This window comes from Flavobacterium johnsoniae UW101, assembly GCF_000016645.1.
GTDB lineage: Bacteria > Bacteroidota > Bacteroidia > Flavobacteriales > Flavobacteriaceae > Flavobacterium > Flavobacterium johnsoniae.
The window spans coordinates 265244-281472 of sequence record NC_009441.1; the positions used below are offsets into that span (position 1 = coordinate 265244).

Here is a 16229-nt window from a genome sequence, read left to right on the forward strand (position 1 = left end):
ATGTTGATTAAAAATTATATTGAATTCGTGCAAAAAGCTGCCTTCCTGCCAGGTTACTAATTTGACTCGGGTCTGTAAAATCAAGTAAATTATTGGCTCCTGCCTGAAGCATAAATTTATCCCCGATATATTTTGAAATTGATAAGTTGGTTATAAAGTAATCACTGACAAATTTGTCATATTTGTCCAAAATTTGATTTCCGTTAGTATCAAACATCCCATATTTGCTTCTATAAAAAACTCGTAGATTAATATCGGTCTTAATTTTTGGAATAGAATATGCAACTTTAACGTTAGCAGTATGTTTTGATCTATTATACAATCCAAAATAATCAGACTTTTTAATTTGTACAGTTTGTAAATCTGAGTTACGTATGTATTGATAATCCTCGAAATTATCAACCACAGATTTATCCTTTGCTGTTAGATACTGATATCCAAATGATACAGATAATTGTTTGGTAAAGTCGTATGTTGAATTGAACTCTAAACCATAAGTAAAAATCTGGCTTATATTAAAGTAACTGAAAACATTTTGACCATTTGTTTTTTGGGCTACAACACGAGCATCAATTAAATTTTCTATTGAATTATAAAAAGCATTAACATCTAATCTTAACTTGTTCTTTTTATAAAAAGTTCCAAAATTGAAATTTATTGAACTTTCGGCTTCTAACGGATTGTTAAAGTTAACTCCATCTACTCTGCTTAAAATCTGCCCTTGCTCCTGAAGTTGATTTAATCGCGCTTCGGCTACATTATACCCTAAGACAGTATAACCAACAGAAGGATTTGTAAAATCAAAATATAATTGGCGGAAATCTGGTGCTTTATAACCATATCCTACTGAAGATTTTAAAGAAAAGTTTTCATTAATCTTAAAATTTACCGCAAGTTTCGGACTGAATTGTGAAGCATATACACTATGATTATCATATCTAAATCCAGCGATTATATTCCATCTTTCTGTTGGATTACAATCATATTGCAAAAAGAAATATTGCGAATTAAACTCTACTTTTTTATCAAAATATGTCCTATCCAAAGTCTCATAATTTAATCCGAGACCTCCTGTCAATTTATCATTCTTTATTGAAAGCGTAGTCCTAATCTCCGGACGCAGAAGCCATTGATTATAATAAGCACTTTCATAAAGAACATTATTTGCATCATTTAAAAACGAATCATTTTTGTAATTAGTAGTATAGAATTCATATTCAGAATATAATTTAGAACTCCATTTATGTTCAAATTTAACCTGTGAGTTCCATTCTTTTTCTTTTGCATCTCCTTTATAATTTTCAGAATCAATAATCGCCACATTATCCATCTTCATGTCATAAAAACGGTTACTTACAATTAATTTCAAGTTTTCTGAGAAATCATAATATATTTTCGGCTGAATCGTAAAATTGTAAAATGGCTCTACATTTTTCAATGGTGTACTTTTATCTAAATCATATCCATCTGTAGAATAAAAATTTGCAAAAAGATTTGCTGAAAATTTCTTTTTCTTCCAAAGAAGATTTGTATTTGCATCATTAGTATTAAATGTAGCATATCTATAAGAAAGACTACCCGAAAACATATCTTTTTTAGGTTTTTTAGTAATCACATTTATTACTCCTCCCATGGCTTCAGAACCATACAATGCTGAGGAAGCTCCTTTTACAATTTCAATTCTCTCTATATTTCCAACCGAAACTCTTGAAAGGTCCAAAACACCGGCGCTTCTTCCAACAAGCGGTACACCGTCAATTAAAATCATAGTATAAGCAGCATCTAAACCCTGCATTTGAATTCCCTCAAAACCACTTTCGTCCGGAATCAAAATAATTCCTGTCTGCTCACTTAAAATTTCATTTAATCTTGTAACTCCAGATTTTATAATTGCCTCAGATGTAATAATTGTCATTGGCAAAGGCAATGATGAAAGTACCCTTTCTGTTCTTGTCGCAGTAGTAACTTTAACTTCTGACAATTCGTTTGCTGAAACACTATCTTTTTTAACTTCCTGAGAAACAGAAACCTGAGACAAAAGCAAAACTGCAAAAAGAGTAATTTTTATTTTCATTATTTTTATTAAGTCTTAATAATCGGTACAAATATATGACTATTTTTAATTGTTCTAAATTAAATTTATATATTTGCAAAAAATTTAAAAACCAACAAAAGTTATGATTACAAAAAGCCTTTATTTTTCAGCCATTATGGCTTTAACTTGCAGTCTTGGATTCAGTCAGGACAAAAAACAACAAGACATAAAATCTATCAAATCTATGTGTGGTTGTTATGAAGTAAAGTTTAATTTCACAGAAACATTTTCATATCCTAAAGATTCTCTTACATACAAACCATCTGAAACTAAACATGAATCAGCTTTAGAATGGGTTGAGTTATTAGAAGATACTCCAATAAAATCTCAATGCAGCACTTATTAATTGTAAGTGATGATATGATCATTAAACACTGGAGACAAGACTGGTTATATGAAAACACAGACATATATTCGTTTGATAAAGGAAATTCTTGGAAATATAAAAAATTAGACAAAAAAGCTGTTAAAGGTCAATGGACTCAAAAAGTATATCAGGTAGACGACAGTCCAAGATATGAAGGATCTTCAACTTGGGTACATGTAGACGGGCAGGATTACTGGGCTAACGTTGCAGATGCTCCTCTTCCAAGAAGAGAGCAGACAAAACGTAATGATTATAACGTATTAAAAAGAAGAAACATTCACGAAATAACTGCAACAGGATGGAATCATGAGCAGGATAATGATAAACTTGTTCGTGACGATGCTGGTAAAGATGTTTTATTAGCTCAGGAAAAAGGATTTGATGTTTATACTAAAGTTCCGGATATTAAATGTATCGCTGCTCAAAAATGGTGGAAAGAAAATAATGCTCTTTGGAAAAACGTTCGTGACAAATGGCAGACTCTTTTTGACAGACACCAGGATTTGAATTTAGAAGCTAAAGTTGACAGAAAAGCGCTTTACTCTTTATTGTTTGATTTAAAACCAAACGCTGCAAAAGCAGAATCTGATGCGATCATCAATAAATTCGTAAAATAAAATATTTGTGTTAGTTATAAAAAAGCCGGTAGTTTAAAAACTGCCGGCTTTTTTTATTAATTAAAAAACCGTCTTAAGAGACGGTTTATTCCTTATTATTTTTACTAAAAGGGGTACTAATTCAAAATAGTTAAAAATGAATATAAGGAGGTATCTTTAAATTCAGCTATTCACTCAATTATACATCTATCTTTTATCTCTGCAGCAGCAATTTAACTAAAAAACCTTGCCCAAAAATGCATTTCACAAAATGCTAAAATTCATTTAAAAAAAACTAAAACAATGCCTAATCTTAAATAAAGAAGGAAAATTAATACAATTAAAAAACTCTTCCTACAAAAATTACGCTTTTAACTTAAAAATTAACTTCTACAACGTTATAGAACGATATTACGTCTAAATTATCTATAGAAAAATTAAACAAAAAAAGCCGAGAGTTTTAAAAAACTATCGGCTTTTAAATTTTCATTATTATTAAGTTTCTTACATTCTTTCCGGAACTTCAATTCCTAATAAGCTAAATGCTGATTTTATGACTTCGGCAACCTTTTGAGAAAGCTGCACTCTGAAAATTTTCTTTGTTAAGTCTGCTTCACCTAAAATATGAACAGACTGATAAAATGAATTATACTCTTTTACCAAATCGTAAGTGTAATTTGCAATTAATGCCGGGCTGTGATTTTGTGCCGCATTTTGAATTACTTCAGGGAAAAGTTCGATTTGTTTTACCAATTCTTTTTCTTTTTCGTGCAGTTCTTCAATTTCTATTTTATTAGAAAAATCAAAATCGGCTTTACGAATAATGGATTGGATTCTCGCGTAAGTATATTGAATAAAAGGCCCTGTATTTCCAGCAAAATCTACAGATTCTTCCGGATTAAACAAAATACGTTTTTTAGGATCAACTTTTAAAATATAATACTTCAAAGCACCAAGCCCAATTGTTTTATACAATTTTGCTTTTTCATCTGCCGAATAGCTGTCTAATTTTCCTAAGTCTTCAGCAATTTGTTTAGCTGTATCGGTCATATCCTGCATCAAATCATCGGCATCAACAACAGTTCCTTCACGGCTTTTCATTTTTCCAGAAGGCAAATCAACCATTCCGTATGATAAATGATATAAACTTGAAGCCCAGTCAAAACCAAGTTTTTTCAGGATTAGAAATAATACTTTAAAATGATAATCTTGTTCGTTACCTACAGTATAAACCATTCCGCCTACATCTGGCATATCTTTTACACGCTGAATTGCTGTCCCGATATCCTGAGTCATATAAACTGCAGTTCCATCAGAACGTAATACAATTTTACGATCCAGACCTTCATCTGTCAAATCAATCCAAACTGAACCGTCAGGATCTTTTTCGAATACTCCTTTATCAAGACCAACCTGAACTACATCTTTACCTAATAAATAAGTATTGCTTTCGTAATAGTATTTATCAAAATTAACTCCAAGGTTTGTGTAAGTTGTTGCAAAACCATCATAAACCCATTGGTTCATTTTTTTCCAAAGTGCTATAACTTGTTCGTCACCGGCTTCCCATTTTTTAAGCATTTCTTGCGCTTCAATAATAATTGGAGCCTGCTTTTTAGCTTCTTCTTCGGTTTTACCCGTTTCAATTAATTGATTAATTTCTGTTTTATAAGCTTTATCAAATTCTACATAATATTTACCAACTAACTTATCACCTTTTAAATCTGAACTTTCAGGAGTTTCTCCGTTTCCAAATTTTTCCCAAGCCAGCATCGATTTACAGATATGAATACCACGGTCGTTGATAATTTGGGTTTTGTATACTTTTTTGCCAGAAGCTTTTAGAATTTCTGCAACAGAATATCCTAACAAATTGTTACGAACGTGTCCTAAGTGTAATGGTTTATTTGTATTTGGTGAAGAATATTCAACCATTACTGCTTTTTCTTCTGGATTTGGAGATAAAAAGCCAAACTGCTTTTGATCTTTTATTCCGTTAAAGAAATCTACATAATAACTGTCTGAAATTACAATATTCAAAAAACCTGAAACTACATTAAAGCGGGCAACTTCAGAAACATTCTCTACCAGATAAGTTCCTATTTTATTTCCCAGTTCTGCCGGATTGCTTTTAATAACTTTTAACAAAGGAAAAATTACCATTGTAATATCGCCTTCAAACTCCTTTCTGGTAGTTTGAAACTCGATTTTATCGACAGAAACGTCAAATAATACTTGTATTGCTTTTTGTATAGAAGGTGTAAGAATTTGTGATAATGACATGTAAACTTATTTTAAAGTGAGCAAAGATACTGCTTATTCGTCAATTAGAGAAAATGAAAAACATATAAAATAACATATTTCTCTCAGAATTTCTTAAAAAACGTTTTGAGTTGAATGTTAAAATTATCAAAAAACCAAAACGTTAATCTCTTACAAAACAGCGGTTCACAAAAAAATAATCTTTTTTTTCATTTTTTTATGTAACATAACGTTCACATATGAGTCTTAATAACAACTTCAAATTAAATTGAAGGAAAAAATCAAAAAACAAAAAAACAATAATCATCATCATCAATCAAATCAAAATAATCAAGTAAAAGCTATGAAACTAAAATTTTTTCTGTTTGCAATATTGGGGATAATTGCAACAGCACAAGCTCAAAACTCGGGATCGGTCTCGGGAAAAATTGTAGAAAAATCTAATAATGCGCCTATTTCTTACGCAACTGTTTCCCTTAAAGAAAACGGAAAAGTAGTGACAGGTGTTAACACAGATGACAATGGAGATTTTACTTTTAAAAATTTAGCTCTAAAAAGCTACACAATCGAAATTCAATATATTGGTTTTAGAAAATATGTTGGTTCTGTAATTTTAAATGACAATAAAAAAACAGCAACAGTAAATGTTTCTCTTGAAGAAGAAGCAACGCAGTTAAAAGGAGTAAATATTGTTGCAGAACGTTCTACAATAGAACAAAAAATCGACAGAAAAGTAGTCAACGTTGGTAAAGACTTAACAACAGCCGGAGCATCAGCATCAGATATTATGAACAATATTCCGTCTGTAAACGTAGATCAGGATGGAAAACTTTCGCTTCGCGGAAACGACAATGTTCGTGTATTGATCGATGGGCGTCCATCAAATATTGATCCTGCTCAGTTATTAAAACAAATTCCATCAACTTCTATCAAAAAAATTGAGTTGATTACAAATCCAAGTGCAAAATATAACCCAGAGGGAATGTCTGGAATTATCAATATCATTTTACACAAAAATGCTAATACTGGCTTTAACGGAAGTTACAGCGGCGGTATTACTTTTGGAGAAACTGCAAAATACAACCAGTCTTTAGATTTGAACTATAAAACCGGAAAAGTAAATTTCTTTGGAAATGCCGGTAATAACTTTGGAACTTATTTCAACAATGGAAATATTCAAAGACTAGATCAGGATGTAGTGCAAAAATTAAAAATTTCAAATGACAATGATAATTATTTGTACAAAGTAGGTATGGATTATTTAATCAACGATCACAATACTTTATCTTTTTACACTAATCAAAATAAATCTTCTGGAACTGGTATTGTAAATACCGATATTGATTATAACAACGGTGATCCGAATATTAAAAACATTTATCAAAAATCAAGATATCAGGGACCTAACCAAACCGGAACTTATAATTTAGCATACAAACACATCTTTAAAAAAGAAGGACATACGCTGGATTTTGAAGGGAATTACAGTAAAACCGCAGAAAGTCAAGATGCAAACTTTGACACACAAACAACAAATCCTGCAAATGCAGTAAATAGTGTAATTTACAACGATTATATTCATGAAAGCAGAAAACTAGGAACCTTTAATGTTGACTATGTTAATCCGCTAAACGATAAAACAACACTTGAAGCGGGAGCTGAAGCGAGAATTACACGAACAGATAACGACTATAATACAAGTAATCCTTCTGTTCCAACTGCTGAACAAATTTCTAATTACAAATACGACACTGATATTTATTCTGCTTACGTAACTTTTGGCCAGAAATACAAAAAATTCAGCTATCAGTTAGGAGCTCGTTTTGAGAGCTACAAAGTTGCAGCAAACTTAAACAGCGGTCAAAGTAAATTTGATGATGATTATATTACATTATACCCATCTGCTTATTTAACATATAATTTGAATGAGAAAAACGTTTTACAATTAAGCTACAGCCGTCGTGTAGACCGTCCGAGTTTAGAGCAGACAAAACCTATTCGTGAGTTTTCTACTCCATTAGTAACTTCATACGGAAATCCTGAATTAAGACCTCAGTTTACCAATTCAGTTGAAGTAAATTACACTAAAACTCTTGAAAAAGGCAGCATTACCGCAGGAGTATTTGTAAGAAGTATTAACGATCAAATCAGCAGAACTTTAAGCCCGGACCCAAATGATGCTTCTGGATACAAACAAATTTTAAGTTTTGCAAATTATGATCACAATAGTGCTTATGGTTTTGATGTTTCTCTTAACTATAAACTTACAAAATGGTGGGATATTCAGCCAGCAATTGATTTCTCCAGCATTAAACAGGAAGGTGTTGTATTTCAGTTTGATCCGGCAACAAACACAAGTTCACCATTTCAACGCAGCGTTACAACTTCAGCATTTAATGCTCGTATGAACTCAAACTTCAAACCAACAAAACGCTTAAGCTTTTTATTATTTGGTTTTTACAGAGGTCCGGTTGATGAGATTCAGCAGAAAAGAAACGAAATGTACAAAATTGATATTGGTTCACGCTATACTTTGTTAGACAACAAAATGAATATCAGCGTACGTTTTAACGACGTTTTCAATACAATGAAATTCTCATTTGACGGTATTTATCCTTATCCTCAAACTGGCCAGTTTACATGGGAAAGCCAAACTGTTTATTTAGGCTTAACTTACAACTTTGGAGGAGCTAAAATTAAAAAATTAGAACGTAAACAAAGAGAAGACAACACGAATCAAGGTGGCGGCGGTATGTTCTAACTACCACCCTATTAGATGATATTTTAATAATTTTGAATAATTTTCTTGTAGAAAAAAGCCTGGAGTATGCCAACTCCAGGCTTTTTTTATTTTATAAACTAAAGAAAATTTTTCAGTTCTTTTACTTCTTCGGGATTTGCAGTTTCTGAATTGTTTGTTATGGCCGATGAATGGTAAAAAGTCAAATCTAATTTTTCCTGTAATAACTTAATATTTGAGGATCGCAAACCTCCTCCGGGCATTATTTCAATTCTATTTTTAGCAAGTTCTTGTATTCGTTCTAAAGCCAAAATACCTTCTTCTACATTTACGGCCTGACCTGAAGTTAAAATGGTTTTAAATCCGCAATTGATAACATCTTCAAGAGATTTTTCTACATTTTTAACCACATCAAAAGCGCGGTGAAAAGTACAAGGAAGCGGATGCGCCAGATGTACTAATTCTTTGTTTTGTCTTTTATTAATATTGCCGCTGTCTTTTAAAATTCCAAAAACAAAACCATCAACTCCAAGTTTTTTATACTGTTTAATATCCTGTTTCATTTCGGTAAGTTCTTCATCCGAATAAACAAAATCACCGCCGCGAGGTCTGATGATAACATGCATTTTTATATTTAAACTTTCACGGACTTTTACCACCAAAATAGAATTTGGCGTTGTACCGCCTAGTTTCATATTTTCGCACAGCTCGATTCTATCTGCGCCGTTCTCTTGTGCAATTATCGCCGACTCGTAATTAAAACAAGCTATTTCAAGTTGATTTTTTTTCATTGTAAATTATTTAAAAGGGGCTTTGACTTTGCTCAGCCTGACAAATGTTTTCAGAAATCTCAACACGAGTGTCACCCTGAGCGAAGTCGAAGGCTAATTTACTACTAAACCTCCTTTTTATAAAAATTTTTATGACTTGTTTTATTCAAACATTCTGCTAACTTTTTCAAATCCTCCCATTTATCATTAATTATCGCTTCTTTCTTTTTCCTGCTCCAGCCTTTTACTTGCTTTTCAAACGCAATTGCCTGATGGACATCATTAAATTCGGCATAGAAAACTAGCTCCAAAGGTCTTTTATTAAAAGTATAACATTCTTTATTTATTCCAGAATTATGTTCGTTTAATCTTCTTTCAATATTATTTGTAAATCCGGTATAGTAACTATTATCAGAACATTTTAGTATATAAACATAATATCGTTTCATTTATTTAAAATTTTAAACCTCAAATAAAAGTAAGAAAAATATTTCTTTTAATGTTAAAATCTATTAGACGTTGTTTGTCAGGCTGAGCGAAGTCGAAGCCCACGTCCTGATTGGCAGCAATATTATTAAATCGTATATTTTTATAAAAGCAGTTTTGAATTGAGTGCGTTCTTACTGGTGTGGGGCTTCGACTTCGCTCAGCCTGACAGGCCGTTGGATCCAGACTAAGACTTCGACTTCACTCTGAATAAAACGATATAAAAAAACCTGCTCCAAACGAAGCAGGTTTTAAATATAATGTAAGATGAATTAATTTACCATTTAATAATAGCACTTGCCCAGGTAAATCCACTTCCAAAGGCTGCTAAAACTACAGTATCTCCAGATTTGATTTTTCCTTGTTCCCAAGCTTCAGTCAGAGCAATTGGAATAGACGCTGCCGTTGTATTTCCGTATTTCTGGATATTATTGTGAACCTGATCGTCTGTTAGTTTAAATTTATTTTGAATGAATTGCGAAATTCTCAAGTTAGCCTGATGCGGAATCAGCATATCGATGTCTGAAACCTGAAGTTCATTTGCTTCTAAGCCTTCATTAATTACCTCTGCAAAACGAACAACTGCATTTTTAAATACAAACTGACCATTCATGTAAGGATAATAGCTTTCGTCATTTGGGTCATTATCAGCAAGAATATCTGTTACCCAGCGCGCTCCCATTCCCGGTGCCTGCAAAGCCAATTCTTCAGCATGCTGTCCTTCTGAATGTAAATGTGTTGACAAGATACCTTTTGTTACATCTTCTTCACGGCTTAAAACAGCTGCTCCTGCTCCGTCTCCAAAAATTACCGAAACGCCTCGCCCGCGGGTAGTCATATCTAAACCAGTTGAGTGAACCTCAGAACCAATTACCAAAATGTTTTTATACATTCCCGTTTTAATATATTGATCTGCAACAGAAATTGCATAAACAAAACCAGAACATTGATTTCTAACATCTAATGCTCCAACTGTTTTTAATCCTAAATCACGCTGTACTAAAACTCCAGGTCCTGGAAAATAGTAATCTGGACTTAATGTAGCAAAAACTACAAAATCAATATCTTCTTTGGCTACGCCAGAACGTTCTATTGCAATTTTAGCCGCTTTTACTCCCATAGAAGTTGTAGTGTCTTCTCCGCGAATGATATGTCTTCTTTCCTGGATCCCGGTTCTTTCCTGAATCCATTCGTCATTGGTATCCATTATCTTAGACAAATCATCGTTTGTTACAACATTTGAAGGAACATAATATCCTAAGCCTGCTATTTTTGAATGATACATATTGTATTGTTATTTGTTAAAAATTTAGAATGCAAATTTAAGTATAGTTTAAAACATTAGAGTACAAATTACTATTTTTTTCGTTATTAGCAATTTAATATACTTTAATTATCAGACTATTTAAAAACATTTACTTTTTGAAAAAACAGTTTTTAAGGCAAATCCTTGAAAAGAATGAAAAATAACAATTAAAAACAAGTCACAGCTAAAATATTTTAGACAGAGACATACAAATAAAAAAAACAAGAAATGGTTTTCCGTTACAATTGCCTTGCCACAGGCTCCTCACCATTAACAAAACAATTTGGTAAACATTCTCTTAATTCTTTTTCTTCAAGTTTGTTTGCTTTTATATAAAGATATTTCAGGTTTTTCATCGAAGACAATCGAGCAATAGTTTCTTTATTTTTTATAATATTGCTTTCAAGCAAGTACAAAACTTTTATTTCACTATCTTCCGGAATAAAATCAAGATTTTCAATCAATTTATTATTTGAGAGATCTAAATAGATTAATTTCTTCAGTTGACCAACAAAACTAAAATCGTTCAATTTATTACATTTTACAATTGTCAAATATCTCAGGTCAATTGCGCTTTGAAGATTTGTAATTTTATTTAATTTAGGCAAAAAACCAGCATTTAACATTTCTAAGTCAGGATTATTAAATGTGAGTTCTTGACATTGATATGCCATAACTGCTTTTGCTTTCTTTAGATTTGATAGCTTTGAAAAATCAATAACTTTACTCTTATCATCCAGCAAATACACGCTACTAAATTTATCTAAGATAATATTATCTGAAAATTTCTCAAATGCATTATTAAAGTCATGTGTAGGTTCTGTACTATTTGAATATTTCTGATTCAAAAAAGTAAGAACACCTCTCCATTGATTTTTAGATAAATCTATATCAAGAAGCGATTCTAATTTTTCAAATATATTAATATTATTAACGTCTTCCAGCCATGATGCAACACTTTCTACACTCCAAGAAGAAGGCATTGATGTCAATTTATTTAATAAAAAATCAGCATCTTGCATTTTTATTCTTATTTTATTATTTGAAATTTAAACACATAAAACAAACCCGACAATTTATACCTGTCGGGTTATTTTTTATAAATAATTCAAGCCAAGAAAAATTTCCTGTTCGAGCGGAAGATCAATTTCGCTTTCGAAGAATATTAATTGTCTTTTATAAACGGTTTCAATTAAATAATGACTTCCTCTAAAATAAGTTCTTCTAATTTTTACCGGAAGTTTTGACTCTGCAACCATTTTAAACTGATGCGGATATACCAAAGTTTTATGTGTTTCATCTTCATAAGGAAGCAGTAAATGTGTTGCAACTTCATTTACTTCTCCAAACAACGAAGCAACATATTTAGTCTGAGGATCTTCGTAAATTTTTGAAGGATCTCCTTTAACAACAATCTCACCATGACGCATTACGATAGCTTCATCTGCAAACGACAAAGCATCAGTGCTGTCATGTGTGGCAATAATACACGTAATCTCTTTTTGTTTTAGATATTTGAATAAATTTCTGCGCAGAGCATTTTTACGAAAAGCATCAATCTGGCTGAAAGGTTCATCCAGCAGAATAACTTCTGGTTCAAGAGCCAAAACTCTAACCAGTGCTACTCGCTGCTGTTGTCCGCCGCTCAAAAATTTAGCTTTTACATTTGAAAACTGGTCCATCTCGACCATTTCCAATAACTCCTGAACGCGAAGTTTTTTCATATTGGCAAAACCATTCGAAAGAAACTTTCCAACGTTTTCAGCAACAGTTTCGTAAGGAGACAAATCGAAATCCTGTGCCAGATATTTCATATAAGGCATTCCCGGTATCAAATTGTATTTTGGTCCCAGAATAGGTTTTTCGTTATAAAATATTTTTCCTTCATCTAAATCGAACAAACCGTACATAAGCTTTAAAAGCGTACTTTTTCCACAACCGCTTTCACCAATAATGGCAATATTCTCGCCTTTATTGATCGTAAAAGAAACATTATTTATAACTGGTTTGTCAGTATACGAAAAAGATATATTTTGAATATCAAGCATGTGTTGTAATTAGAGAGGTCAAATTTACGATGTTTAATTACTAAAGTCAAAAAAAAGCTGCTTCAATTATGAAACAGCTTTTTTTATATTTTATTTTATCTGAAAATTATTTTCCAGCTTCAGCTTTTGCGTCGTTAACCATTTTGTCGTTTGCTGTAATTGAGAATTCAACACGACGGTTTTGAGCTCTTCCTTCTGGAGTATCATTTGTTGCAATAGGATCAGCAATACCTAAACCTGAAGTTTTAAAACGGCTTGACTTTAATCCTTTTGAAACTAAATAAGCCTGCACAGATGCAGCTCTTTGTCCAGAAAGTGTTAAGTTATACTCTGGTTTTCCTGTATTATCAGTGTAACCAAAAATCTGAATATCAGTATCTCCATATTCATTAAATACAGGAACTAATTTATCTAAGTTAGCTTTTGCAGTAGGAGTTAACGTTGATTTGTTAGTATCAAAACGAACAGAATTTTCATTTAAAGTTAAATGAATCCCTTCACCTACTCTTTCTACAGAAGCACCTGGTAAAGCCTGGTCGATTTCACGAGCCTGTTTATCCATTTTGTTTCCAATAAGAGCACCAGTTCCACCACCAACAGCAGCACCAATTGCAGCTCCTAACGCAGCGTTTCCGCCTTTCCCTAAATTATTTCCTAAAACAGCACCAATTACACCACCGGCAACAGCACCAATTCCAGCTCCTTTTTGTGTGTTATTTGCATTTTTTACTGAATCACAGCTTGTAAAAAAACTAGTAAATATAAATAAAGCACTTAAGCTTAAAACAGTTATCTTTTTCATATTTTTCTTTTTTAAATATTAATTAGCTCTTTGAAATTGATAAACAACATCTTTTACTTGTCCGCCAACATTGATGTTGTCAATTAACTGAAAAGAACTTTCAGTTACACCTGCAACTTTAAGCAGATAACCATCTCTTACTTTCTTAGCTTTTTCACCGGCATCAAGAATTTTAAGAATAAACATTCCCTGATTGTTAATACTCCACACAATTGGCGAAGAAAATGAAGTACAGCTTGGCGATGTTAAAGCCATAGTACCTTTATTATTATTTGAAATAAAACTCCAGGTACTGCCAATAAAACATTTAGAATCTGCAAGATCAAATGAATTTACTTTGATATAATCTGAACCCGGATAAGACACATTTGTAAGCACCCAGTTTCCTTTAAGAGCAACCTGAGTTGGTCGGTCAAGCTTTTTTGAAAGCGTTGTGTCTGTTGAAGCTGTGGACGAAGCAGATTTGCACGCAAAAAACATTGCGGCAATCATGCACATTAAGATACTCTTCTTCATTTTATACAATTTTTTAAGATTATTATTTTGCCTTTTTAACAATTATTGTACCACAAATATACGATTCATTAAGAGAATTCGCGTTTTAGAATCTATTTATTTTCTTTCAAAATTAACATTTACGCCAATTTGTCACCTTCAAAAAAATGGTATTTTATTTGACTAAATGAAAATCATCAAGTTAAATTCAAAAAATAAAAAAATATGACAACAGGTAAAATTAATGTTTCGGTAGAAAACATCTTTCCCTTAATCAAAAAGTTCTTATACAGCGACCACGAAATCTTTTTACGTGAGCTGGTTTCAAACGGAACCGACGCTACTTTAAAGTTAAAACACCTTATCAGCATTGGCGAAGCTAAAGTTGAATACGGAAATCCAATTATCGCAATCAAAATTGATAAAGAAGGTAAAAAAATCCATATTATCGATCAAGGTTTAGGTATGACGGCTGATGAAGTAGAAAAATACATTAATCAGGTTGCTTTTTCCGGAGCCGAAGAATTCCTAGACAAATACAAAGATTCTGCTAAAGATTCAGGAATTATCGGACATTTTGGTCTTGGTTTTTATTCTGCATTTATGGTTGCAGAAAAAGTAGAAATCATCACAAAATCATACAAAGATGAGCCAGCTGCACACTGGACTTGTGACGGAAGCCCTGAGTTTACTTTAGAACCGGCTGACAAAACTTCACGTGGTACAGAAATCATTCTTCATATTGCTGAAGATTCTTTAGAATTCTTAGAAGATTCTAAAATTTCTGGCTTATTAAACAAGTACAACAAGTTTATGCCTATTCCAATTAAATTTGGAACAAGAACTGAAACTCTTCCAAAACCAGAAGATGCTCCGGAAGATTACGTTAATGAAACTGTTGAAATTGACAACATCATTAACAACCCAAATCCGGCATGGACAAAACAGCCTTCTGAATTATCTGACGAAGATTACAAAAACTTCTACAGAGAATTGTATCCAATGCAATTTGAAGAGCCGTTATTTCACATTCATTTAAATGTAGATTATCCGTTTAACTTAACTGGAATTTTGTATTTCCCTAAATTGGGTACAGATATGCAGATCCAGAAAGACAAAATTCAGTTGTACCAAAACCAGGTTTACGTTACAGACAACGTAGAAGGAATTGTACCTGAATTTTTGACAATGTTAAAAGGTGTAATTGATTCTCCGGATATTCCATTAAACGTTTCTCGTTCTGGTTTACAGGCAGACGGCGCTGTTAAGAAAATTTCAAACTACATTACTCGTAAAGTAGCTGATAAACTGAAATCTTTATTTAACGAAAACCGCGCTGATTTTGAAGCAAAATGGAACGATATTAAAATCGTTTTAGAGTACGGAATGCTTTCTGAAGAGAAATTCTACGAAAAAGCAGGTGCATTTGTTTTATACCCAACGGTAGACGATACTTATTTCACTTTAGATGAATTGAAAGAAAAACTAAAAGAAAACCAAACTGATAAAGATGGTAAACTTGTAGTTCTTTATGCAGGAAACAAAGATGCTCAGCACTCTTACATTGAAGCAGCAAAAGATAAAGGATACGAAGTATTACTTTTAGATTCGCCGATTATTTCGCACTTAATTCAGAAAATCGAAAATGATAACAGCGGATTAACTTTTGTTCGTGTAGATTCTGACCACATTGATAACTTAATCAAAAAAGAAGAAAATACAATTTCAAGATTATCTGATGACGAAAAAGCAGCCTTAAAAACTTCATTAGAAGCTTATATTCCAAAAGCTTACAGTGTTCAGTTAGAAGCTATGGATTCTCAGGCAGCGCCATTCATTATTACGCAGCCAGAATTTATGAGAAGAATGAAAGAAATGAGCCAGACTGGCGGAGGCGGAATGTTTGGAATGGGTAATATGCCGGAGATGTACAATTTGGTTGTAAACACAAACTCTGATTTAGCATCGAGCATTTTAAATACCGAAGACAAAACACACCAAGAGCATTTGGTAAAACAAGCTTTAGATTTAGCTAAATTATCTCAAAACCTATTAAAAGGCGAAGCGTTAACGGCTTTCGTAAAAAGAAGTTTTGAAATGATTAAATAATCTTTCATATAGAATATTTCTTAAATCCTGCAAATTAGCTTTTGCAGGATTTTTTATTTTTACAATATTAACAAAAAGATAATTCACTAAAAAACAAGTATTTGTACGTACTCTAAGAATTCCATTTTATGTAATTTTACTTCATTACAATTA

At 32.2% G+C, this 16229-nt stretch carries 11 protein-coding genes and 1 pseudogene; 3 read left to right on the forward strand and 9 right to left on the reverse strand.

From position 1 onward, the window contains the following. Positions 1–7 precede the first annotated feature (7 nt). Complete coding sequence (locus FJOH_RS01330) at positions 8–2074, reverse strand: TonB-dependent receptor plug domain-containing protein (RefSeq protein ID WP_012022356.1); 2067 nt, start codon at positions 2072–2074, stop codon at positions 8–10. A gap of 103 nt (positions 2075–2177) precedes the next feature. Here FJOH_RS01330 and FJOH_RS01335 point away from each other — a divergent pair. Further along, positions 2178–3079 (forward strand): annotated as a pseudogene (locus FJOH_RS01335) (DUF6607 family protein). A 483-nt stretch (positions 3080–3562) separates the two neighbouring features. On the opposite strand, the gene argS reads toward FJOH_RS01335, so the two are convergent. Then, entirely contained in the window at positions 3563–5341 is a 1779-nt protein-coding gene (gene argS / locus FJOH_RS01340) for an arginine--tRNA ligase (protein WP_012022357.1), read from the reverse strand. A 322-nt stretch (positions 5342–5663) separates the two neighbouring features. Here argS and FJOH_RS01345 point away from each other — a divergent pair, with 322 nt between their 5' ends. Beyond that, the gene (locus FJOH_RS01345; protein WP_012022358.1) at positions 5664–8081 is read left to right on the forward strand and encodes a TonB-dependent receptor domain-containing protein; all 2418 of its coding nucleotides are present in this window, start codon (positions 5664–5666) and stop codon (positions 8079–8081) included. A gap of 98 nt (positions 8082–8179) precedes the next feature. Here the strand turns inward: FJOH_RS01345 and FJOH_RS01350 are convergent, their stop codons facing one another. The 7 genes from FJOH_RS01350 to FJOH_RS01380 form a co-directional block, all read right to left on the reverse strand. Next, complete coding sequence (locus FJOH_RS01350) at positions 8180–8851, reverse strand: copper homeostasis protein CutC (RefSeq protein WP_012022359.1); 672 nt, start codon at positions 8849–8851, stop codon at positions 8180–8182. 104 nt (positions 8852–8955) lie between these two features. Further along, positions 8956–9279: a GIY-YIG nuclease family protein gene (locus FJOH_RS01355; protein WP_012022360.1), complete on the reverse strand. Its 324-nt coding sequence runs from the start codon at positions 9277–9279 to the stop codon at positions 8956–8958. Positions 9280–9593: 314 nt separating this feature from the next. Continuing rightward, a complete protein-coding gene (locus FJOH_RS01360) occupies positions 9594–10601 on the reverse strand; it encodes a 3-oxoacyl-ACP synthase III family protein (RefSeq protein WP_012022361.1) in 1008 nt (335 codons plus the stop codon). A gap of 260 nt (positions 10602–10861) precedes the next feature. After that, positions 10862–11644, reverse strand: coding sequence for a leucine-rich repeat domain-containing protein (locus FJOH_RS26125; RefSeq protein WP_012022362.1), 783 nt, complete (start codon positions 11642–11644; stop codon positions 10862–10864). Between the two features lie 75 nt (positions 11645–11719). Then, positions 11720–12670: an ABC transporter ATP-binding protein gene (locus FJOH_RS01370; RefSeq protein ID WP_012022363.1), complete on the reverse strand. Its 951-nt coding sequence runs from the start codon at positions 12668–12670 to the stop codon at positions 11720–11722. Positions 12671–12776: 106 nt separating this feature from the next. Next, positions 12777–13472 carry an OmpA family protein gene (locus tag FJOH_RS01375; RefSeq protein WP_012022364.1) on the reverse strand — a complete coding sequence of 232 codons (696 nt, stop codon included), beginning with the start codon at positions 13470–13472 and terminating at the stop codon, positions 12777–12779. An 18-nt stretch (positions 13473–13490) separates the two neighbouring features. Beyond that, entirely contained in the window at positions 13491–13988 is a 498-nt protein-coding gene (locus FJOH_RS01380) for a lipocalin family protein (protein ID WP_012022365.1), read from the reverse strand. A gap of 204 nt (positions 13989–14192) precedes the next feature. Here FJOH_RS01380 and htpG point away from each other — a divergent pair, with 204 nt between their 5' ends. After that, positions 14193–16076, forward strand: coding sequence for a molecular chaperone HtpG (gene htpG, locus FJOH_RS01385; protein ID WP_012022366.1), 1884 nt, complete (start codon positions 14193–14195; stop codon positions 16074–16076). Positions 16077–16229 lie beyond the last annotated feature (153 nt).